Origin of the sequence: Streptomyces sp. 4F14, assembly GCF_048159485.1 — a bacterium.
Taxonomy (GTDB): domain Bacteria; phylum Actinomycetota; class Actinomycetes; order Streptomycetales; family Streptomycetaceae; genus Streptomyces.
The window spans coordinates 154,633-177,217 of sequence record NZ_JBLRVY010000013.1; the positions used below are offsets into that span (position 1 = coordinate 154,633).

Below are 22,585 nucleotides of genomic sequence, written 5' to 3' on the forward strand. Positions count from 1 at the left end.
CTCAGGTTCCTTCGATCTCGCTGGTCAGTCGGGCCAGATAGGCTTCGATGTCCGCGCCTTTTTCGCGCAGTTCGTCGGCCACGGCCGGGACGGTCAGGATGAGGAAGCGGTCCTCGGCGATGCCGTCGGCGACGAGCTCGCCGACCTGGTCCGCTTCCAGGACAGGGGTGTTGGGGCCGCCGGGCTCGGACACGGGTCCGTAGAACGCGACCTGTTCGGCGATGTTGGTGACGACCATCCCGGGGCAGAGGCAGGAGACGCCGATGCCGCGCGGGCGCAGGTACAGGGCGAGGGACTCGGAGAGCCCGACGACCGCGTGTTTGCTTGCCGTGTACGGGAGCTGCTCGTACCCGTAGGGCATCAGGCCCGCGTTGGAGGCGGTGTTGACGATGTGTCCGCTGCCGCGTTCCAGCAGGTACGGGAGGAAGACGATGTTGCTGCGGACGACGCCGAGGAGGTTGACGTCGATGACCTTCTGCCAGGCGTCGAGGGGGATCGCCTCGACGGGACCGACGGCCAGGACGCCCGCGTTGTTCATGACGACGTCGACCCGGCCGTACGTGGCGAGCGCGAGGTCCTTCACCGCCTGGAGGTCGTCGAGGCTGGTGACGTCGCAGCGGGCGGCGGTCGCCTGGCCGCCGAGTTCCCCGGCGACCGTGTCGGCGCGGGCTCCGTCTCGGTCGGTGACGACGACGAGGGCGCCCCGGCGGGCGAGGGAGTGGGCGACGGCCCGGCCGATACCGCTGCCGGCGCCGGTCACCACGGCTACGGCACCCTTCATCTCGACGGTCATCGCGCTGTCGTTCCTTCCTGGGCGACGGGCTTCCGGTGTCCCAACTCCAGCCATCGGGAGCGGAGTTCGTAGACGGCGGCCTTGGGGCGGCGGTCGCGGGTGAAGACGCCCTTGCGGTTGCCGTCGACGCGGTGGATGCCGTGGGAGGTCTGGAAGTCGGCGAAGTTCCAGATGTGTTCGCCGATGACCTCCGGGATGCGGTCGAAGGTGCGGTGGTGCAGGGCGAGCAGGTCGGCCTGGTACTCCTCGCTCCACGGCTGGTCCCACACGGAGTGCAGGCCGGGGAGGGTGTCGGCGCCGTACTCGCTCATCAGGAGCGGCTTGCCGAACTTCGCCGCCCAGGCGCGCAGGTCGCCCTCCAAGTAACGTTCGGCGGTGGGGAGATCGCCGGTCGCGACATACCAGCCGTAGTAGCGGTTGACGCTGATCACGTCGAAGAGGTCGGCGATGCGGTCGTTCTCGGAGGTCGCGAACATGACGACCGAGTAGGTGAGCGGGCGGGTGGGGTCGAGTTTGCGGGCCAGTTCGACGAGGGGCTCGAAGTACTCGCGGGCGCCGGGTTCGTTGGACGCCGGTTCGTTGGCGATGGACCACATGACGACGCTGGGGTGGTTCTTGTCGCGGGCGATGAGCTCGCGGATCGCCTGGGCGTGGGCGGCGCGGGTGTCGTCGTTGAGGGTGTCCGGGGAGAACGTCGGGCGGGGCGGGGTGCCCAACAGGCCCGCTTCCACGCCGAGGTTGAGGCCGACGGCGGCGGTCTCGTCGATGACGACGATGCCGTGCCGGTCGGCGAAGTCGAGGACCTCCTCGGCGTACGGGTAGTGGGAGGTGCGGAAGGAGTTGGCGCCGACCCACTCCATGAGCTGGAAGTCGTGGACGAGGTAGGCGTCGTCGTGGCCCTTGCCCCGGACCGGGGTGTCCTCGTGCTTGCCGAAGCCGGTGAAGTAGAACTCCTCGCCGTTGATGAGGAATTGCCCGTCCCTGACCTCCACCGTGCGGACGCCGAAGGGCTGTTGGTAGATGTCCGTGCCGGGGATCTCGGCGACCAGGTCGTACAGGTACGGGCTGCCCGGCCTCCACAGGGTGGCGTCCGGGATCCGCAGTGTGCCGGTGGCGCCGTCGGCGGCGGCGACCTCGGTGCCGTCCGCGTCCAGGATCCGGACCCTGACGTCGGCGGGCTCGCTGGTGCTCACGTCGTAGGCGACCGTGCCGGTGCCGGTGTCGAGGCCGGTCACGACGGTGACGTCCGTGATGTGGGTGGTCGGGACGCTGTGCAGCCATACCGAGCGGGCCAGGCCGGCGTAGTTGTAGAAGTCGTGCAGGTACGTCTGTCTGCGGCGGCCGTCCTGGTCGACGGTGATGCGGCCGGGTGGGATCGTGGTGTTGGTGAGTTCGTTGTTCACGCCGATCGTGAGGCGGAACTCGGCGCCGGGCACGGCGTGTTCGGTGATGTCGGCCTCGAACGGGGTGTAGCCGCCGACGTGTTCGGCGACGAGGACGTCGTCGACGTACACACAGCCCTCGTGGGTGGCCGCGTCGAGGCGGACGAACACGCGCTCGCCGGTCCAGCCCCTCGGGACGCGGACCGTGCGCTGGTACCAGACCCAGCCGACCTGGTCGCGGATCGCGGGGTCGGTGAAGAGGTCGTTGTAGCTGGCGGGGACGGCCGCCTCCAGCAGGGTGTCGAGCGGCCCCGACCACGGGGCGTGGCCCGCCTCCGCGTCGAGGGCGAACTTCCAGACACCGTCGAGGTTCACCAGCTCACGGGTGGCGGACGGACGGGGTTTCAGCATCGGGGTCCTCTCGGGGCGGGGTCGGGTGACGGGGGGCTGGGCGGGGGTTGGGCGAGGGCTCAGGCCGAAGGGCGGCGGGTCGGGGGCTCGCATCGGGGTCGACTCGCACCGGGGCGGGGCTGATGGAGGGGGCTCGGATCGTTGCGGCACGGATGGGGTGAGTCGGATGGGGCGGCTCGGGCGGGGTGAGTCGGATGGGGGGCCGGACGGGGCGGCTCGGGCGAGGTGAGTCGGACAGAGGGCCGGATGGGGCGGCTCGGCTCACGGAGTTCCGGCGGTCTCGGACCGCCTTCGTGCCTCGCGCCGGGCTCGCTGTCTCACCGGGTCGGCGACGGGTGCCGCCAGCAACAGGCGGCGGGTGTAGGGGTGTTCGGGGGTGGAGGTGACGTGTCCGGCGGGGCCGGTCTCGACGATGTCGCCGTGGTGGACGACCGCGACGCGGTGGCTGACGTGCCGGATCACGGCGAGGTCGTGCGAGACGAAGAGGTAGGAGACACCGGTACGGCGCTGGATGTCGACGAACAGGTCGAGGACGCGGGCCTGCGTGGAGAGGTCCAGCGCGGAGACCGGTTCGTCGCAGACGATCAGCTTGGGGCCCGGCGCCAACGCCCTCGCTATGGCGACGCGTTGACGCTGCCCGCCGCTGAACTCGCGCGGCAGCCGGTCGTACGCGTCCGTCGGCAGCCCCACCTGGTCGAGGAGGTCCAGCACCCGGGTGCGGGCGCCCTTCGGGGTCGCGCCCTGGACGACGAGGGGTTCGCTGAGGATGTCACCGACGGTCAGCGCGGGGTTGAGGGAGGTGTACGGGTCCTGGAAGACGACCTGGAGATCACGGGCAAGTCCCCGACGTTCCTTGGGCGTCACGTGGGTGATGTCCTGACCGAGAAAGCCGATCCTTCCGTCGGCCGCCTTGACGAGGCCGAGGACAGCACGCCCGATCGTGGTCTTGCCCGACCCCGACTCCCCGACGACACCGAGGGTCTCGCCTTGCCCGACGGTCAGGGAGACACCGTGGAGAACCTCTTTGGGGCGGGCACGGAAGCCTCGGCCGGGGTAGGTGACGCGGAGGCCGGAGACATCGAGGAGGGGGCTGGTCATCGGGTCTCCTGGGGGCCGGAGGCGTCGCTGACGGCGTGGACATCGCCGGGCTCGGGGGTGTCGCGGGTGCGAGGTCCCTCGCCGTCGACACGGGACTCACGAGCGGCGTGGCCGGCGAGGCCGCTGGCGCCCCGGGAGTCGGGCTCGCCGAAGTCCCGCCCGGCGGACACGTCTTGGCCCACGCCACTTCCGCCGCTCTCCGCAAGGTCGGCGTTCCCGTCCCCCCGCCGGGCCGCGCCCTCGCTTCCCGGGTACTTCCCGGTGCCACCGGCTCCGGGCTCCACGAACCGACCCGTTCCCTCACCCTCTTCGCGGAGCGTGCCCTCGTCCAGGATCGAGTCCAACAACATCCGCGTGTACGGGTGTTGAGGCGCCGCAAACAGCTGCTCCACCTCGCCCGTCTCCACGATCCGGCCCTCCCGCATCACCGCGACCCGGTCACAGATGTCCGCGACGACACCGAAGTTGTGCGTCACCAGCAGCACCGCCATGCCCAACTCGGCCTGGAGGTCGCGGAGAAGGTCGAGGATGTCCGCCTGGACCGTGACGTCGAGCGCGGTCGTGGGTTCGTCGGCGATGAGGAGGGCGGGGTGGGTGGCGACGGCTCCGGCGATGAGGACGCGTTGGGCCATGCCCCCGGAGATCTGGTGGGGGTAGGAGGCGTAGGTGCGGGCGGGGTCGGGGATGCCGACCCGGGTCAGGAGGGCGAGGGCTCGGGCTCGTGCTTCCTTGCGGGGCAAGGGAGTTGCGGCGCGGATGGCTTCGACGAGCTGTGCGCCGACGGTCCAGTTGGGGTCGAGGTTGGACATCGGTTCCTGGGGGACGTACGCGATGGACCGCCCCCGCACCTTTCTCAACTCCCCTTCGCCCAGCCCGAGAAGTTCCCGTCCGTCGAGCCGTACGGATCCGCGTGTGACGACGGCCTCGGCGGGCAGCACGCCCAGCACCGCGAACGCGGTCTGGGTCTTGCCGGACCCGGACTCCCCCACGAGCCCGAGGGTCTTCCCGGCCTCCAGCGTGAGGCTCACGCCGGAGACGACCTCCTTCAACTCCCCGTCGGGGGTGGGGTAGGCGAGGGCGAGGTCGTCGATGACGAGCAGCCCTGAAGAGGTACTGGAGGGGGAAGGCACCTGAAGGCGAGGGGGCGTTGCGATACGTACCGGCTTGGGGCGGCCTCCTTCCAGCGCGTCCCGCAGGGAGTTGCCGAGCAGGACGAGGCAGGCGGTGATGAGGCCCAACGTGAGGCTGGGCCACACGAACTGGAGGGGTTCCTCGTAGAGGTTGGTGAACCCTTCGGAGATCATCGCCCCGAAGCTGGGCACCGTACTGGACCCGAGTCCGAGGAACGCGAGCCCGGACTGCACGGCGATGGAGGACCCGGCGAGGAAGGCGGTGGCGATGATCACCGGCCCCCGGACGACGGTGAGGACGTGGCGGCGCAGGATCCGCCGGTCGGGCAGGCCGGAGACGCGCGCGGCGTCGACGTACAGCTCGTTCCTGACGCCGAGGACGAGGTTGCGGACGAGCCGGTAGACGCCCGGCGAGAGGAGGAACCCGAAGATGAGCATGGTCGCCCGGTAGTCGCCGCCGGTGACGGGCAGCAGGACGATGAGGAGCAGGAGTCCGGGGAACGTCATGATGAGGCTGAACACCCATTCGGTGACGCCCCGGACGCGCCGCCCGAAGTACCCGCCGATCAGCCCGAAGGTGACGCCGACGGCGAGGGCGATGCCGGTGCCGATGAGGGCGGAGACCATGCTCGTGTTGATGGACGCGAGGAGCCGGGCGAGGATGTCGCGCCCGCTCTTGTCGCCGCCGAGGAGGTAGCCGTCGCTGCCGGGGGCGGCGTTGACGGCGTCCAACGACGCCTGGTTCGGACCGTGTTCGCGGAAGAGCGGGGAGGTCAGGCCGAGCAGGACGATGGCGAGGAGCAGCCCCGCGCTGATCACGGCCTGCGGGTCGTGGCGGAGCTTCCGCAGCGTCGATCTGGCATTGAAGGTCAACTCAGCACTCTCGCCTTCGGGTTGAGCCAGCCGCCCACCAGGTCCACGGTGAGGTTGACGCCGATCACGAGGAGTACGCCGAAGACGCTGATGCCCATGATGATCGGCACGTCGCCCTGGAGGGAGGCGTTGAAGGCGTACTGGCCGTAGCCGGGGAGGGCAAAGACCTGCTCGATGACGAGGGCGCCGCCGAGCATCTGGACGAACTCCAGGGAGAGCACGGTGAGCGCGGGTCCGGCGGCGCCGCGCAGGGCGTGCCGCAGGACGACGGAGCGGGTGGGGACGCCTCGGGTGCGTAGCGTACGGACGTAGTCCTTGCGGAGTTCGCCGATCATCGCGCCTCTGATCTGGGCGGTGAGGTTGGCGACGCCGCCGAGCATGAGGGCGGCGACGGGGATGGTGATGGTGGACGCCCAGCCGGCGGGGTCCTCGGCGAGGGGGGTGTAGCCGGTGGCGGGGAACCAGCCGAGTTTGACGGCGAGGACATAGGTGAGGGCGATCGCGATGAGGAGGTTGGGCACCAGGTGGCCGATCATCGAGACGCCTTGGGCGATGCGGTCGACGGCGCCGCCCCGGGCTGCGGCGGCGACGCCGAGGGCGACGCTGATGAGGGTGGTGAGGAGGAGCGCGGTGACGACGAGGGAGAGGGTGACGCCGAGGCGGGCGGTGACGGCGGCGCGGACGGGTTCGCTGGTGAACCAGGAGACGCCCAGGTCGCCGCGTACGGCGTGGCCGAGCCAGTCGCCGTACTGGACGAACAGGGGTCGGTCGAGGCCGAGTTGGGCTTTCTGCTGGTGGATCTGGGCGGGGGTGGCGCCGGGGCCGACGATGCTGCTGGCGACGTCGTCGAAGGAGGTGCTGAGGAGGAGGAAGGTGAGGAGGGTGACGAGGACGGCGAGGACCAGTCCGGTGCCGAGTCGGCGCACCACGTAGAGGATCATGGGGTGTTCCTAGGCGGTGGTGCCGAACTGGCGGACGGTGGCCAGAGTTGACGATCCGTCACCGAGGTAGGTGATGCCCTTCTTGGTGACCCAGTCGCTGCCGATCTGGAAGAGGGGGCTGTACCAGGCGTTGTCGACGCCGAACTTGTTGATCTGCCGGTAGATGGCGGCGGCCTTGTCGGGGTCGAGTTCTCGGTCGGCCTGGGCGAGGAGTGAAGTGAGCGTCGGGTCGGTGGAGTTGAAGACGTTGCGGTAGCCGGTGGGGCTGTAGAAGTTGCGGGTCTCGGTGGGGGTGGCGGTGAGGCCGTCCACGACGAGGAACATGGGGTACTTCTTGGACGCCAGGGCGGAGACGGCCTGTTGGGGCGGTACGGGCTGCCAGGTGACCTTGATCCCGATGTCGCCGAGGGCCTGGGTGAGGGTGGGTTCGAAGGTCTTGGTGAAGACCAGGCTCGGCATGGTGACGGAGAAGCCGTTCGGGTAACCGGCCTCCGCGAGCAGGCGTTTGGCGCCCTGGGGGTCGTAACCGTAGGTCTGGTTCAGGGCGTTGTCGTAGGCCGTGCCCTTGGGGTTGTAGATCTGGGTGGTGGGGCGGCCGGAGTCGCGCAGGAGCTGTTTGACCATCTTGGCGCGGTCGAACGCCATGTTGACGGCCTTGCGGACCTTCAAATCGGCCAAGGGCTTGAGGACCTGGCCCTTGCGGTCGGCGAGGACGAGGGTGGCGCCGGCGGTGGCGTCGACGTGTTTGTGCTCGAAGGCGGGTGCGGTGAAGCCGGAGAGCTGGGAGACGTCGACGGTGCCCGCGTTGGTCTGGCCGGCCTTGAGGGCGTTGGCGGCGGCGGTGGGGTCGGAGATGACGCGGACCTTGACGGTGGCGAAGGGGTAGGCGGCCTTGTTCCAGTAGTCGTCGCGGCGCTTGAGGACGTACACGGAGCCGTTGACGGTCTGGCCCTTGTCGAGGGTGTAGGGGCCGGAGCCGACGGGCTGGAGGGCGGCGCTCTTCGAGGTCATCGTCTTCGGGTCGCCGATCACTCCGGCGGCCTGCGAGAAGGCCGTGAGCAGGGCGCCGTCGGGGCGTTCGAGGCGGATGACGACGGTGGTGGCGTCGGGGGCCTCGACGGAGGCGAGGGAGGCCAGCATGCCCTGGGTGGGGCCGGGGGTGCTGCGGATGCGGTCGAGGGTGGCGCGGACGGCGGCGGCGTCGACGGGTGAGCCGTCGCTGAACTTCATGCCGGTGCGCAGCTTCAGGGTGAGGGTGCGGGCGTCGGCGGAGTACTGCCAGCTCCGGGCGGCGCCGGGCTGGAGGCGGCCCTTGTTGTCCTGGAGGAGGAGGGTGTCGTAGACGGAGTCCCAGACGTACATCTGCTGCCCCTCCAACAGCTGTGTCGGATCGAGGGAGTTGGGGGTTCCGAAGATCGAGAGGGCGAGGGTCGAGGAGGAGGCGGAGGTGCTCGCGGGCCGGCTGTCGCAGGCCGCCGAGGCGAACAGCACCGCGCCGACGCCCAGGGCGGTGAGGGCTTGTCTGCGGGTGCGCGGATGGGGGTGTCGTATGCGCATGGCTTGATTCCTTCGTCCGGGAACCCACCACTTACCACGTGGTCTGTTTTCGGTGGGACGTTAGGTTCCCGTTGCAAGCTCGTGAAGACAGTCACCACATCTCGTTATTGATTCGTTATCGAATCTCTTGCGCGACGCTGGACGATTCCCGGCCGGGCGGCATACTTTCGAGCTCCTGACCAGCCCTGTCAAAGAAAGCGAGAGGCACGTGGAGCAGTCCAAGGCGCGCGGGAGCTATGCGAAGTCGCTCGCCCGCAGGGCGGAGATCGTGCAGGCCGCGCGCGAGAGCTTCGTGGAGCACGGATTCGCGAAGGCGTCGTTGCGCGACATCGCCGAACGCGCCGGGATCACCCACACCGGCCTGCTCCACCACTTCCGCAACAAGGACGAGATCCTCACGGCCGTCCTCGCCGAGCGCGACGCCGAGGAGTGGCGCCAGGGCGCGGACCTCATCGAGAGTCCGGACCAGCTCGGGCCGTACTTCGCGGGGGTGCTGCGCCACCACCAGCACGCACCCGAACTCATGCGCCTGTGGATCGAGTTGGCGGCGGCCGCCTCCCGCCCGGACCACCCCGCCCACGCCTACTTCACCGAGCGCTACGAACGCTCCCGGGCCACCTTCGTCGAGGGCATCCACGAAGGCGAGGTCGGCGTGTCCCTGCGCCCCGGCGTCAGCCCCGAGAGCGCCGCCCTGCTGCTCAACGCGGTCATGCACGGATTGCAGTTGCAGTGGTTGCTGGACCAGAGCCTCGACATCACGCGGCCTGTGCGGGACTTCGTACGGCTGCTCATGGACGAGGGATGACATGCGTCAGGGGCGCCGGTCGGCCCGGCGCCCCTGACGTTGTCACTTCCCGGTGAGCCGCCACTCCTGCGAACCGTCGGTGGCCGCCTTCTGCAAGGTCAGCGGCGCCCCCGCGCTCGCGCCCGTCAGATACAGCTCCGGGTTCTTCGCCGACTGGAGGCGGTAGTAGCCGTTCGTGGTCGCGACCAGGTTCCAGCTCCCCTTCGGGCTGTCGTCGACCCACTGGCCGATCCGCTGCCCCTCGGTCGCGTTGCCGGTCCAGATCGCGGCGGCCCGCCCGCCGGACTTGTTCAGCAGGGTCGTCCCGCCCTGCGGCTCGGTCACGACGTGCCAGTACTGCGTGTCCTGGTTGCTCACCAGGCCGGGGGCTTCGAGGCGTACGTCGGGGACGTCGCCGTTGCCGAGGTCCGCGTCGTTGGTCTTGTCGCTGGTGCCGATGACCTGCCCCGTCTTCCGGTTCTGGAGGCGGTGGTAGGCGCCCGCCGAACGCCCGAGGTCGACCTCCGCGTACGCGAGCGTCGACGTCCCCTGGTTCCGGAGGATCACGACCCGCCCGGTGACGGCGTCGTACTGGAGGTTACGGCTGTACCCGGCGCCCAGCGTCGTCCGGTACTCCTTCCACACCCCGTCACTGCGCCCGCTCTCGTTGACCCACACGTCCCCGCTCCCGGCCGCGTTGTACACGAGCCGCCCGTCGGACAGCCGGATCAGTACGGGGCTCCCGCCCATCGCAAGCGGATGCGAACCGGGGTCCACAGGAAGGGAGTTGACGCCCTCCCCGACCGGCGAGCCCTTGAAGAACTCCAGCGGGCTGTCCGCGACCCGGTAGCGCGTGTTGGCGCCGCCGCCCCAGTACTCGTACGTCAGCAGCCACTTGCCGTCGGTCGTGGGCACGACGTTCGTCATGCCGGGCCGTCCGCCGCCGATGCCCTGCGCTCCCGAGAGCCCGGCGATGTCGACGACGGGCTTCCCCCACGCCGCCGAACGCCCGTCCCACGTACGGTGGACGAGGATCTGGCCGTGCGCGTCCGCCGCCGTGTCGTTGGCGGGGTCGGGGACCGGGACGCCGGTCGCCGGGTCGAAGCCGGTGTAGTCGTTCTCGTCGGAGTAGAAGCACACCAGCTCGCCCTGATGCACCATCAGGTACGGCTCCCAGAGCGGGTCCACCTGCCGGTGCGTGTTCGCGGCGGCGACGTTCTGCCCGACCGCGCCCGCGCTGCCGCCCTGCCAGCCGCCGGTGGCGACGATGTTGACGACCCGCCAGGTGACGCCCTGGTCACTGCTGGCGTACAGGGCGATGGCCAGGTCGCTGCGGTCGCCGTCGTTGGAGGGCGTCCAGTTCGGGTCGGCGGCCTTGTGCTCCTTGTAGTACGCGTCGTCGCCGGAGACGACGGTCGCCATGAGGAGGGTGCCGCGCTTGAGGGCGCCGACGTTCTGCGGGAGGACGTACAGGTACGGGTTGGTCCAATTGCTGGTGTACTTCGGGTAGTTGCCGAGGTACGCCGGGGCCTTCACCTCCGACAGGGGCTGCCAGGTCGTGCCGTGGTCGTCGCTCTTGTAGACGGGGATCGTCTGGCCGTCCGCGCTGCCGGAGGACGGGACCACCGTGGACTTCTCGAAGGCGGCGACGAGCCGACCGCTGGGCAACTGGGCCGACTTGGGGTAGATCGCGCAGTTGCCCCGGCCCTTCAGGCAAGGCTCCGAACCGAGTTGGTAGAGGATGCCGCCGGTGGGGTTGTAGGCGTGGGCGGAGGCGGCGGGGAGCAGCGCGAGGGCCGCCGCGAGGACGCCGAGTCTCTTCAGCATGTCTCTTCCTTCACGAAGACGCGGACGTCCCAGGCGTCCAAGTGGGCTTCCTGGCCGAGGGGTTCGCCGCTGAGCACGTCCGTCAGACCGGACGGTGCCCGCAGACTCGCCTGCTCCCAAGACCAGTTGTGGACGACGTACACGCGCCGCCCGTCCTCCGAGGTGCCGCTCGTCACGGTCACCGAGTCGGGCAACTCGCCCCAGCCGTGCCGGGGTTCGGGGGCGAGCCACTCGGCGAGAACGCGGGCCAGGTCCCGGCCGGGGACCGTGCCGACGCAGGTGACCCGGCCTGCACCGTGGCGCCGGGTGGTGATGGCGGGCCAGCGGCCGAAGTGCGGGTGCTCGTACCCGGCGAGAACCTCCGCGCCGTCGACCGTCAGCCCGTCCGCCCACCGCGTCGCCGTCGCCCCCTCCGGGATGCCCAGCGGCCCCCCGGCCGTGACCGGCACCTCGGTGACGAGGTTGCTGAACTCGTCGTACGACACCCCCGCCGCCTCCGCCAGCCTCGCGGGCGCGCGGTCGGTGCGGGCGCGGGCCTCCTGGTCGGCGTAGCCGGTGCGGGGGCCGAGGACGAGGTGACCGCCGGCTGCGGCGTACGCGGCGAGCCACTCCAGGGTGGAGTCGGCGGCGAGGTAGAGCGCGGGGACGACGAGGACCGGGTGGGTCCGGGCGGCGAACTCCGGGTCGAGGCCGGGGCGTTCGCCGGTCGGGTCGTGCAACTGGCGGGCGTGGACGACGCGTACCTGGCGGCGGGCGTCGAACGCGCCCCGGTAGAAGGGGTCGAGGATGCCGTGGTAGGCGGCGGGGTCGGGTTCGCCGTCCGGGGTCGCGAGGGGCGGGTACTTCTGCATGAGCCACTTGCTGGGCGTCGAGTAGACGACGGTGATGTCGGCGTCGGGTTCGAGGCCCGCGACGAGCTCTCCGGCGGTGTCGAACTCGGCGCCGAGGCGGGCGAGTTCGGCGTAGGTGCGGCCAGGCTTGCCGGTGTGCGGGAGGACGCCGCCCCAGTAGGTCTCGGCGCCGAAGTGCAGGGTGTGCCAGTGCCAGTACTCGATCATACGGGCCCCCCGGGACACCAGCGCCCAGGCGGCCTGGCGCCATTGGCCGTCGTAGGCGGGGCGGTTGTCCCAGGGGAAGCCGATCGAGGAGGCGTTGGTCTCGGTGACGAGGAACGGGGACTGGCGGGAGGAGAACATCCAGTCGGCGGTCTGGTAGAGGGACCAGACGCCGGTGGTCTGCCACTTCTGGGCGTGGTCGACGGGGTCGGGGAGGCGCAGGCCGTCCTGCATCGCGTAGTACGGGTTGCCGGAGGCGATGTCGAGGCGGTCGGTCAGCTCGTCGTCCTCGACGGCCGGGCGGGTGTAGGAGATGCAGGTGGTGACGAACTGGCCGGGGCGCGCGTACTCGCGGACGATGTCGGCCTGCCAGCCGATGAACTCGGTGACCTGGCGGGCCTGGAACTCCCGCCAGGCGACGTCGTACTGGGGCTGGACGTTGCCGTCTGGGGTCCACAGGTCGGCCCAGGTGGAGAGGCGGTGGGACCAATAGACCAGCCCCCATTCTCGGTTGAGGGTCTCGACGTCGCCGTACTTGTGCCTCAGGTGGTCGGTGAACCGCTCGAACACGCCCCGGTTGTGCAGGAGTTCGTTGCCGGGTTCGTTGTCGACCTGGAAGCCGATGACGGCCGGGTGGTCCGCGTAGCGGGCGGTGATCCGGCGGATGACGCGCTCGGCGTGGAAGCGGAACGCCGGGTGGGTGAAGTCGACTTCCTGGCGGGCGCCCCAGCCGATGCGCTCGCCCGTGCGGCGTTCGCCGGTGATCTCCGGGTACTGGCGGGCGAGCCACGGCGGGACGGCGTAGGTGGGGGTGCCGAGGACGACGGAGATGCCGCGTTCGTGGGCGCCGTCCAGGACCGGCTGGAGCCAGTCGAGGTCGAAGACGTTGTTCTCCGGCTCCCAAGTGGACCACACAGACTCGCCGACGCGGATGACTGTGAAGTGCGCCTCGGCCATGAGGTCGAGGTCGGTCTTGAGGCGGTTCTCGGAGCGGGGGTAGGGCTGGTACTCGTGGTAGTAGGCAGCGCCGAACAGGACGCGGGCGGGGAGTTCCGCCATGAACTGGCCTCCGGAGGACGAGAGTTGGCTAGAGCTCATTGCTTGACGCCGCCCGCCGCGAGCCCGCTCTGCCAGTACCGCTGGAGCATGAGGAAGGCCACGACGAGGGGCAGGATGGAGAGCAGGGAGCCGGTCACGACGAGGGCGAGCATGTCGCTGCTCGCGCCCGCGCCGCCGTTCTGCGCCTGCGCGGCCCAGGACGAGAGGCCGACGGTGACGGGGTACAGCTCGGGGTCGTTCAGCATGATCAGCGGCAGGAAGTAGTTGTTCCAGGTCGCGACGAGCGTGAACAGCAGGACGGTGACGAGACCGGGGCCGAGCAGCCTGAGCGCGATGCGGAAGAAGATCCGCACCTCGCCCGCGCCGTCGATGCGGGCCGCCTCCAGGAGGCTGTCGGGGATCGCGTCGGCGGCGTAGATCCGCATCAGGTACAGGCCGAACGGGTTGACCAGGGACGGCAGGATGACCGCCCACGGGGTGTTCACCAGGCCCGCCTCGGCGAACAGCAGGTACGTCGGGATCGCCAGCGCCGTCGTCGGGACCATGACCGCGCCGAGGACGAGGTTGAAGGCGGCCCGGTCGCCCCGGAAGCGGAACTTGGCGAAGCCGTAGCCTCCGGCGGCGGCGAGTATCGCGGCGCCGACCGCGCTGACGCCCGCGTACAGCATGGTGTTGAGGAGCCAGGTGACGAAGACGCCGTCGTCCTGCGTGAAGGTGTCCCTGACGTTCGTCCACAGTTGCGGCGCGTCGGAGAACCAGAGGCCGAAGCTGCCGATCAGGTCGTGCGCGGACTTGGTGGAGGCGATCAGGAGCCACAGCAGCGGCAGCAGGAAGTAGGCGAGGGCCGCGAACATGGCGATGGTGAGCGGGGTGCTGCGACGCGGGCGCTTCGCCTTGCGAACTTCCTTGCGCTGTACGGCCGTCGGCCGGTCCAAGGTCGCCGTCGTAGGAGTCACAGAGGTCACGGGGTCCTCCTGCGGTTCGCGGTCAGCAGGACGGCGTAGGAGGCGATGACGATCACGAGGCCGAGGAGGAACGACACCGTCGCCGCGTAGTTGACCTGCTGGCCGGTGAACGCGAGGGAGTAGGCGTAGAGGTTGGCGGTGTAGTCGCTGGTGATGACGTCGGGGGCGATCTTCATCAGCAGGTTGGGTTCGTTGAAGAGCTGGAAGCTGCCGATCACCGAGAAGAGCAGGCAGAGCAGCAACGCGGGCCGCAGCGCGGGGAGTTTGACCGACCGGGCGATCCGCCAGGCGCCCGCGCCGTCCATCGCGGCGGCCTCGTACAGCTCCGTCGGGATGGTGCGCAGCGCCGCGTACAGGATGATCATGTTGTAGCCGGTGAACTCCCAGGTGACGATGTTGGCGAGGCTGCCGAGCATCCAGGTGGAGCTGAGGAAGTCCGGTACGGGCAGGCTGAGTTCACGGGCGAACTGGGCGAACGGGCCGAAGTCCGGGCCGTACAGGTAGCCCCACATCAGGGCGGCGACGACGCTGGGGACCGCGTACGGCACGAAGACGCCGAGCCGGATGACGCGGGCGAGCCGCAGGAGGCCGCTGTCGAGGGCGAGGGCGAACAGGAGGGCCAGGGCCAGCATGACCGGCACCTGGATGGCGAAGAAGAGGGCCACCCTGCCTATGCCGTGCAGGAGTTGGGAGTCCTTGAGGGCCTGGGTGTAGTTGTCGAGGCCGACGAAGGCGGTGCCGCCGATCAGGCGTTCCTGGAAGAGGCTGAGGTAGGCGGCGTAGCCGAGGGGGGCGAGGAAGAGGAGGAGGAACAGGATCATGAACGGGGCGACGAAGAGCGGCCCCGCAGACCTCGTGCGACGTGGGGCGGCCATCTCAGCTCCCCTTGACCGTGAAGCCCTGGCCCTTGGCGTACGACGTCAGCCGTGACTGCCAGCTGCCCAGCGCGGACACGGTGTCGGCGTGGTCGGCGAGGGACTTGCCGACGGTCTCGGTCCAGTCGGTGGCGGCCTGGTCGAGGAACGGCGGCCACTGGAAGTCGGCGTCGACGGTCGAACTGATGCCCGCGAACACCTCGTTGACCTTCTGGCCGCCGTAGAAGGCGGGCGCGTCGCCGGTGAACGACGGGTCGGCGAGGAGGGCCTTGGTCGCCGGGAAGAAGAACTGTTCGGTGGCGAACATCTTCGCGCTGGCGGGGTCGCTGTTGAGGAACTGCGCGAACACGGCGGCCTGGACGGCGTTCTTGGTGCCCCGGATGACGGCGGTGGTGGAGCCGCCCCAGTTCCCGGAGGACGGTTTCGCGGCGTCCCACTGCGGGAGCGGGGCCGCGCGCCAGTTGCCGGCGGTGTCCTTCGCGGAGCCGGAGAGGAAGGCGGGGGCCCAGGCTGCGGTCAGCCAGGTCGCGTACTTGCCCTTGTTGAGGGCCGCGTACCAGCCGTCGGTGAAGTCGGGTTCGACGCCGATGACGCCCTCCTTCGCGAGGCCGCCCCAGTAGGCGCCGAGCTTCTTCGAGACGGTGTCGTCGACGCTGATCGCGATCTCGCCCTTGCTGCGGCTGACGTACGGTTTGGCGCCCGCCTGCCACAACAGGCCGTGCCAGGCGGCGGGTTGGTTCGCGGCGAGGTTGGTGAGGTAGACGTTCGGGTCGGCCTGGTGGAGCTTGCGGGCCGCTGCCGCGAACTCGTCCCACGTCGTGGGGACCTGGATGCCGTGCTTGTCGAAGATGTCCTTGCGGTACAGCATGCCCATCGGCCCGGTGTCCTGCGGGATCGCCCAGACCTCGCCGCCGGTGCCGGTGACCTGGCCCCACGTCCAGTCCACGAACGTGGACTTGAGGGAGTCGGCGCCGTAGGGGCGCAGGTCCAGGAGGTTGTTGGTGATCGTGAAGGTGGGGATCGCCTGGTACTCCATCTGCACCAGGTCGGGGGCGCCGCTGCCGGCCTTCAACGCCGTGCGCAGCTTGGTGTATTGCGGGGTGCCCTGGCCGGCGTTGACGATCTTCACCTTGACCGCCGGGTACTTCTTCTCGAAGAGGGCGATCTCCTTGGCGATGTTGGGGACCCAGGTCCAGAAGGTGAGTTCGGTCGGCGTCTTCATCGCCTTGTCGATGTCGGCCTGGCTGACCGGCTGGGTCGCGGACTGCGACTTGCCCGAGTCACCGCCGCCGCAGGCGGTGAGGGCGGCGCCGAGGGAGAGGGCACCGGTCGTGGTGAGGAAGAGGCGGCGGCTCAGGGGCGTGTTCTTGGGCATGGTGGACTCCCGCCGGAAGCGAAGAGGGGTGCGGGGACGCCGAGGAGGTGGGCGTCCGCCGGAGACAAGGGGGTCGGGGGACCCGGGGCACGCCTCAGAGGGAGGCGGCATGAGGGGGGTACGCGGCTCTGTCGATCAGGCGCGGCGCGGTGGGGAGGCGCTCGGCGCGGGGAGCTGGTCAGTCGCGGGGCGGCTCACCTCCGTTCACGACACCGGCGGACGGCTCGCAGCGCGATGCCGAGGCATCGCGGCCGGGCGCGGCCCCCTGGCGCCCGGGCACTGACGGCTCGCGGCGCGATGCGGATGCCTCAGGGCCGGGTGCTGACGGCTCGCGGCTGGGTACAGACGCCTCACGGCCGGGCGCGGATGCCTCAGACCCGGGCGCTGACGGCTCGCGGCGCCGCGCAGCCCGGCGCGGCCCCGTCCCGCCCCTGCTCCCCCCGCCCGTCGCCGGCCCCGTCGAGTCCCGTACGACGAGGTCCACCGGTGACGCGCTCGCCGGCAGCGGCTCCGCGTCGGGGTTCTCGATGACGTGCACGAGTCTCTTCAGCCCCTCCTGGGCCACGGCGTCGAAGGGTTGGCGCACCGTGGTCAGCGGGGGTGTCACATAGGCGGCGACGGGGATGTCGTCGAACCCGACGACGCTCACGTCCTCGGGCACCCGGCGTCCGGCGTCCGCCAGCGCCCGGATCAGCCCGATCGCCATGTCGTCGTTGGCGGCGAACACGGCGGTGACGTCGTCCAGTCGGGCCAGCTCCTGACCCGCCCGGTATCCGGAGGCGGCCGACCAGTCGCCCTCGACGACCGGCGGCACCCGCCTGCCGTGCTCGGTCAACGCGGCCCGCCAGCCCGCGAGTCGGTCCCGGGCGGCGAACCAGCGTTGCGGGCCCGCGAGGTGATGGACCGTCAGATGGCCGAGTTCCAGGAGGTGTTCGGTCGCCGTGCGGGCCATCAGGTCGGCGTCGTCGCCGACGGACAGCACGGTCGGCGAGGTGACCGGCGAGGGTGCGCCGATCACCAGGACCGGGACGTCCACGCGCAGGGGGACCCCGCCCGGTTCGTCGATCGGCTCGGACACGACGATGCCGTCCACGCCCTGGTCGAGCAGCGAGCCGACGGCTCCGGCGATGCCCGCCGGGTCGCCCTCGACGGTGTTCACGACCCGCAGCGCGTACCCCGTGTCCCGGACGACCTTCTCGACGCCCATCAGCAGCGAGGCCGGCCCGTACAGCGCGGTGCCGAGGGTGACGACGCCGATCGACCTGGTGCGGCCGGAGGCGAGCGCGCGGGCGGCGTTGTTGCGCCGGTACCCGAGCTGTTCAGCGGCGTCCAGGACCCGGCGCCGGACGTCCGCCGAGACGTACGGCTCGTCGTTGAAGACCCGGGAGACCGTCTTCTGCGAGACGCCGGCGAGGCGTGCGACGTCCACACTGCGCGGCGCCGGCGGTCCGGCGTTCCGCCCGCTTCCTCGTGTCACGGCACCTCCCGGTCGACAGTTACGACGTGTCCATGATTCCAGACACCGTCCCGCATGACTGCGTAGTCATGTCTGCGCTGTCATGTCTACGCAGTCAGAAGGATGGCGTCAAGAGTTCGGACGACAATCGGGAGGCCGGATCAGCGCAGGGGTTCAGACGGTCCCCGTGCTCCGCAGCACCCCGATCTCCGCCGCCCCGTACCCCAGCTCCGCGAGCACCGCGTCCGTGTGCTCGCCCACGCCGGGCACCGGGTCCATCCGGGGCGTCACCCCGGCCAGGTCGACGGGCGGGACCAGGGCCGGTACGGCGAGTCTCCCGGGCAGCGTCACGTCCCGCCAGCGCTCGCGCTCCGCCAGCACCGGGTGGGCGACGAACTCCGCGACGTCGTTCACTCCCGCGTTCGCGATGCCCGCCGCGTCCAGTTCACGCGTCGCCCCGGCGCTGTCCAGCTCCGCGAACCTGCGGGCCACGATCGCGTTCAACTCCTCGCGGTGGACGACGCGTTCGGCGCCGGTCGCGAAACGCGGGTCGTCCGTCAGCGCCGGGTCCTTGAGGAACCGCTCGCACAGGGACGCCCATTCGCGTTCGTTCTGGATCGAGAACAGGACGTCCTTGCCGTCCGCGCACCGGTACGCCCCGTAGGGCGCGATCGTCGCGTGCTGCGTGCCCACCCTCGGGGGCTGACTCCCCCCGAACCGCGTGTAGTTGGCGGGCTGGCCCATCCACTCCGCGAGCGCCTCGAACAACGAGACCTCGACGGGGCGTACGGCGCCCGAGGTCGCCCGCGCGAACAGGGCCGTCAGGATGCCGGAGTACGCGTACATGCCGGCGGCGATGTCCGCGACCGAGATCCCGACCCGGGCGGGCTCCTCGGGGCCGCCGGTCAGGGAGACCAGGCCCGTCTGGCACTGGACGAGGAGGTCGTACGCCTTGCGGTCGGACCAGGGGCCCGTGCCGCCGTACCCGGTGATCGTGCACGGGATCAGCGAGGGGTACCGCTCCCGCAGTTCCGCCGTCCCGAACCCCAGCCGCCGCGCCGCGCCCGGGGCGAGGTTCTGGACGAACACGTCGGCGCGGTCCACGAGTTGGCCCAGGATCCGCCGTCCCGCCTCCGACTTCAGGTCCAGCGTCACCGACTCCTTGGACCGGTTCAGCCACACGAAGTAGCTCGACTCCCCGTGCACCGTCCTGTCGTAGCGCCGGGCGAAGTCTCCGCCGCCCGGGCGCTCCACCTTGATCACCCTCGCGCCGAGGTCCGCGAGCTGGCGGGTGGCGTAGGGGGCGGCCACGGCCTGCTCGACGCTGACGACGGTGATGCCGGAGAGGGGGAGGTCACTGGGCATGGCGGGTCCCTTTCGTCGGTTTCCTGCTGCGGAGATGCTCCCCGTCACGCGCCGAGGCCCAACTCCTCCTCCAGCGGCGCGAAGTAGCGGGCGACGTCCGCCTCGGAGACGTCCCCCAGGGTCGCCGGGGACCAGCGGGGGTCACGGTCCTTGTCGATGATCTGTGCACGGACGCCCTCCACGAGGTCGTGGGTGGAGAGGGCGTGGCAGGAGATGCGGTACTCCTGGTCGAGCGCCTGTTCCAGGGTGAGTTCGCGTGCCGCGCGCAGGGCGCGGAGGGTGACCTTGAGGGTGGTCGGGCAGCGGGTGAGGAGGGTTTCGGCGGCGTCTTTGGCCCGGGGGTCGTCGTACGTGGAGAGGTTGTCGACGATCTCCTCGACCGTGTCGGCGGCGTAGCAGGCGTCGATCCAGTGCCGGTCGGCCGGCAACTCCGGGGCGGGCGCCGCCTGTTCGTGGCGGGCGAGGGCCTCGGTCACCGGGAGGGCGGCGAAGTCGGCGAGCAGGGCGGGGAGTTCGGAGGAGGGGACGTAGTGGTCGGCGAGGCCGCACAACACCGCGTCGGCGGCGCCGATCTGAGCACCCGTCAGCGCGAGGTGGGTGCCGGACTCGCCGGGCGCGTTCGCCAGGAGATACGTCCCCCCGACGTCCGGCACGAACCCGATCCCCGTCTCGGGCATCGCGACCCTGGACCGCTCGGTGACGATCCGCACATCCCCGTGCGCGGAGATCCCGACGCCCCCGCCCATGACGATGCCGTCCATGAGGGCGACGTAGGGCTTCGGGTACCGGGCGATCCGCGCGTTCACCCGGTACTCGTCCCGCCAGAAGGCAGCCGAGGCCCGCCCGTCCCCGTCCCGCGCGTCGTCGTGCACGGCCCGGATGTCCCCACCGGCACACAGCCCCCGCTCCCCCGCGCCGCTGATGACGACGGCCGCGACGGCTGGATCGCGCTCCCACTCGTCGAGGGCCGCGTCGATCCGCAGGACCATCTCATGGTTGAGGGCGTTGAGCGCCTTGGGCCGATCGAGCACGATCCGCCCGACCAGGCCGTCCTTCCAGCACTGGACACCGGTCACGTTGGTGCACATGGACTGCCGCTTCCTTCCGCATCCGCCGAACACGTCATGGACGATCTTCCCGCGTCCATGGTCGCAAAAGCGGCGCGCGGTCCTCAGAGCGTGAGCAGTTCCTCGTAGAAGCCGCCGAACTGCCTCTCCGTGTCGACGAGATGGATCTCCAGGATCCAGTGGCAGCGGTGGCCCGCGCGGTCGGTGCGGCGCAGGGGTGTCGTGTTCGCGGGTGTGATGTACGACTCGACGTCCGCGCCGTCGATCCGTTCGTGGGGGAACTCGCCGACGAGGTGGCCCGCGTGCCAGCCGCCCAGGGTCCAACCGGCCTTCTCCGCGAGGCGGTTGATCTCGGTGTGGAGTCGGTCGCCGGTGATGTCGGGGGTGGCGGCGAAGAAGTCGCGGCCTGCCCGGAAGATCTCGGGGAGGTCGTCGCGGAGGCGGTGTTTCACGGGGTCGTCGCCCAGGACGAAGGTGCGGCCGAAGTCCGCCTCGTACTCCTCGAAGATGGGGCCGAAGTCGGCGAACACGATGTCGTCGGCGGTGATCAGGCGGTCCGGCGGGTTCTCGCGGTAGGGGGCGAGGGTGTTGGGGCCGGAGCGGACGATGCGTTTGTGCCAGTGCCGGGTGGTGCCGAAGAGGTCGTTCGCGAGGTCGCGGACGCGGTCGCTGACCGCGCGTTCGCTCTCGCCCGGGGCGATGAGTTCACGCCGGGAGATCTCCGCGAAGAGCCGCTCCGCCTTGGCCTGCGCACTCAACAGCCGTTCCGCGCGTGTGAGTTCGTCGTCCGACATGGGCCGAACGTAACTCCGGTTGATCGTTTCCCGCAACGGCCGTCGGCGGGCCCCGCTCCGCGCGCTTGACCCGCCCTTGACTCGGGTACCCCTCATCTGCAACTCATATGCAACAACGACCCACCAGCAACAGAGGGAGCCCGATGACCCCCCGCATACGAGCCACCGCCCTGACGGCGGCGCTGCTCACCGCCACGGCCGCCTGCTCGGCACCCAGCGAGAGCGGGGCGCAGGAGGCCGACTCGGTCGTCATCGGGGTCCCCTCCGAACCCGCCACGCTGAGCCCCCTGCTGGGCTACGGCAAGGACGGCAACTCGAAGATCTTCGACGGCCTCCTCGCCCACAGCGCCGACCTCACCCTGAAGCCCGCCCTCGCGAAGTCCCTCCCCGAGGTCAGCGCCGACGGCCTCACCTACACGTACACGCTGCGCGAGGGCGTGAAGTTCAGCGACGGGAAGCAACTGACCGCCGCCGACGTGGTGTTCACGTACGAGACGGTCCTCGACCCGAAGACCAACAACACCTCGCGCGTCGAACTCGACGCGGTGAAGGGCGTGAAGGCGGACGGCGACAAGGTCGTCTTCACCCTCAAGTACCCCTACGCGCCGTTCGCCGCGCGCACCACCCTGCCGATCGTCCCGAAGCACGTCGCGGGCGGCCAGGACCCCAACACCGGTGTGTTCAACACGAAGCCGGTCGGCACGGGCCCCTACGTCCTCGCGGACTGGCGCAAGGGCGAGAAGCTCACGTTCAAGGCGAACCCGGGCTACTGGGGCGGCGCCCCGCAGGTGAAGAAGGTGACGATGGCGATCGTCCCCGACGACGACGTCCGCGCCACCCGCCTGCGCGCCGGCGACCTCGACGGCGCGATCCTGCCGCCGAACCTCGCGGCGGCGTTCGCGAAGGACGGCAGCCGCAAGCGGTACGACGCGACGACGTACGACGTCCGGCTGGTGTCGCTGCCCTCGAAGAACCCGGTCGCCGGGGACCCCGCGATCCGCCGGGCCCTCGACCTGGCCGTGGACCGGGACGCGATGGTCGCGAAGGTCCTGGACGGCGCGGGGAGCCCGGCGTACGGGCCGCTGCCGGTGGACTCGCCGTGGTTCACGAAGGGCATCGAGCGGAAGCAGGACCTCGCGGAGGCGGGCCGCGTCCTCGACCGGGCCGGCTGGAAGGCCGGTGACGGCGGGATCCGCGCCAAGGACGGCCGCCGCGCCTCCTTCACGCTGCTGTACCCGGCCGGCGACAAGGTCCGCCAGGACCACGCCCTCGCCTACGCCTCCGACGCGAAGAAGGCCGGTGTCGACGTCAAGGCGCAGAGCGCGACGTGGGAGGTCATCGAGCCGCGCATGACGAACGACGCCGTCCTCGCGGGCTTCGGCTCCACCGGCGACCCCGACTTCGGCCTCTACACGATGCTGTACTCCACGCTCGCGGGCGACGGCTGGAACAACATGGGCCACTACACGAACCCGGCCGTCGACAAGGCCCTCGACACGGGCCGCCGCACCAGTGACCCGGCGGCCCGCAAGGCGGCGTACGACACGGTCCAGCGCGCGCTGGCCGCCGACCCGGGGTACACGTTCCTCACCCACATCGACCACGTGTACGTCCTCGCCGACCGCTGGGACGGCCTCACGACCCAGGTCGAGCCGCACGAGCACGGGTTCGCGAGCGGGCCGTGGTGGAACCTGGAGACCTGGAAGCCGAAGCGGACGGCGAAGTGAGCGGACCGCCCGTGCAGCAACCACCCGTCACCGAAAGCCCGTTGAGACGCC

General features: G+C 70.5%; 16 protein-coding genes and 1 pseudogene. 2 read left to right on the forward strand and 15 right to left on the reverse strand.

What is annotated here, in order from left to right; translation table 11 throughout:
• Position 1: 1 nt before the first annotated feature.
• The 6 genes from ACLZOT_RS23615 to ACLZOT_RS23640 form a co-directional block, all read right to left on the reverse strand.
• On the reverse strand, positions 2-793 hold the full coding sequence (locus ACLZOT_RS23615; protein ID WP_416971025.1) for an SDR family oxidoreductase: 792 nt from the start codon (positions 791-793) through the stop codon (positions 2-4).
• Positions 790-2,586, reverse strand: a complete 1,797-nt coding sequence (gene uidA, locus ACLZOT_RS23620; RefSeq protein ID WP_416971026.1) for a beta-glucuronidase — start codon at positions 2,584-2,586, stop codon at positions 790-792. Before uidA ends, ACLZOT_RS23615 begins: the two co-directional genes overlap by 4 nt.
• 261 nt (positions 2,587-2,847) lie before the next feature.
• Entirely contained in the window at positions 2,848-3,684 is an 837-nt protein-coding gene (locus tag ACLZOT_RS23625) for an ATP-binding cassette domain-containing protein (protein WP_416971027.1), read from the reverse strand.
• A complete protein-coding gene (locus tag ACLZOT_RS23630) occupies positions 3,681-5,687 on the reverse strand; it encodes an ATP-binding cassette domain-containing protein (RefSeq protein ID WP_416971028.1) in 2,007 nt (668 codons plus the stop codon). Before ACLZOT_RS23630 ends, ACLZOT_RS23625 begins: the two co-directional genes overlap by 4 nt.
• Positions 5,684-6,628 (reverse strand): ABC transporter permease, encoded by a 945-nt coding sequence (locus ACLZOT_RS23635; protein WP_416971029.1) that lies wholly within the window; start codon positions 6,626-6,628, stop codon positions 5,684-5,686. The genes ACLZOT_RS23630 and ACLZOT_RS23635 overlap by 4 nt, the downstream gene beginning before the upstream one ends.
• Before the next feature lie 9 nt (positions 6,629-6,637).
• Positions 6,638-8,185 (reverse strand): ABC transporter substrate-binding protein, encoded by a 1,548-nt coding sequence (locus ACLZOT_RS23640; protein WP_416971030.1) that lies wholly within the window; start codon positions 8,183-8,185, stop codon positions 6,638-6,640.
• A 208-nt stretch (positions 8,186-8,393) separates the two neighbouring features.
• On the opposite strand from ACLZOT_RS23640, the gene ACLZOT_RS23645 reads away from it, so the two are divergent.
• Positions 8,394-8,990 carry a TetR/AcrR family transcriptional regulator gene (locus tag ACLZOT_RS23645; RefSeq protein ID WP_416971031.1) on the forward strand — a complete coding sequence of 199 codons (597 nt, stop codon included), beginning with the start codon at positions 8,394-8,396 and terminating at the stop codon, positions 8,988-8,990.
• Positions 8,991-9,032: 42 nt separating this feature from the next.
• Here the strand turns inward: ACLZOT_RS23645 and ACLZOT_RS23650 are convergent, their stop codons facing one another.
• From ACLZOT_RS23650 to ACLZOT_RS23690, 9 genes and pseudogenes are all read right to left on the reverse strand, one after another.
• On the reverse strand, positions 9,033-10,796 hold the full coding sequence (locus tag ACLZOT_RS23650; protein WP_416971032.1) for an RICIN domain-containing protein: 1,764 nt from the start codon (positions 10,794-10,796) through the stop codon (positions 9,033-9,035).
• A complete protein-coding gene (locus ACLZOT_RS23655) occupies positions 10,790-12,910 on the reverse strand; it encodes a beta-galactosidase (RefSeq protein WP_416971033.1) in 2,121 nt (706 codons plus the stop codon). Before ACLZOT_RS23655 ends, ACLZOT_RS23650 begins: the two co-directional genes overlap by 7 nt.
• A gap of 35 nt (positions 12,911-12,945) precedes the next feature.
• The gene (locus ACLZOT_RS23660; RefSeq protein WP_416971034.1) at positions 12,946-13,875 is read right to left on the reverse strand and encodes a carbohydrate ABC transporter permease; all 930 of its coding nucleotides are present in this window, start codon (positions 13,873-13,875) and stop codon (positions 12,946-12,948) included.
• On the reverse strand, positions 13,872-14,750 hold the full coding sequence (locus ACLZOT_RS23665) for a carbohydrate ABC transporter permease (protein ID WP_416971035.1): 879 nt from the start codon (positions 14,748-14,750) through the stop codon (positions 13,872-13,874). The genes ACLZOT_RS23660 and ACLZOT_RS23665 overlap by 4 nt, the downstream gene beginning before the upstream one ends.
• 1 nt (position 14,751) lies before the next feature.
• A complete protein-coding gene (locus tag ACLZOT_RS23670) occupies positions 14,752-16,125 on the reverse strand; it encodes an ABC transporter substrate-binding protein (protein ID WP_416971036.1) in 1,374 nt (457 codons plus the stop codon).
• Positions 16,126-16,564: 439 nt separating this feature from the next.
• Positions 16,565-17,554 (reverse strand): annotated as a pseudogene (locus ACLZOT_RS23675) (LacI family DNA-binding transcriptional regulator); the annotation flags it as partial.
• A gap of 201 nt (positions 17,555-17,755) precedes the next feature.
• On the reverse strand, positions 17,756-18,946 hold the full coding sequence (locus ACLZOT_RS23680) for a CaiB/BaiF CoA transferase family protein (RefSeq protein WP_416971037.1): 1,191 nt from the start codon (positions 18,944-18,946) through the stop codon (positions 17,756-17,758).
• A gap of 44 nt (positions 18,947-18,990) precedes the next feature.
• Positions 18,991-20,034, reverse strand: a complete 1,044-nt coding sequence (locus tag ACLZOT_RS23685; RefSeq protein ID WP_416971038.1) for an enoyl-CoA hydratase/isomerase family protein — start codon at positions 20,032-20,034, stop codon at positions 18,991-18,993.
• Between the two features lie 83 nt (positions 20,035-20,117).
• Positions 20,118-20,807 carry a M24 family metallopeptidase gene (locus tag ACLZOT_RS23690; RefSeq protein WP_416971039.1) on the reverse strand — a complete coding sequence of 230 codons (690 nt, stop codon included), beginning with the start codon at positions 20,805-20,807 and terminating at the stop codon, positions 20,118-20,120.
• A 143-nt stretch (positions 20,808-20,950) separates the two neighbouring features.
• Between ACLZOT_RS23690 and ACLZOT_RS23695 the strand changes: the two genes are divergently transcribed.
• Positions 20,951-22,534 (forward strand): ABC transporter substrate-binding protein, encoded by a 1,584-nt coding sequence (locus tag ACLZOT_RS23695; protein WP_416971040.1) that lies wholly within the window; start codon positions 20,951-20,953, stop codon positions 22,532-22,534.
• The last annotated feature ends 51 nt before the right edge of the window (positions 22,535-22,585 follow it).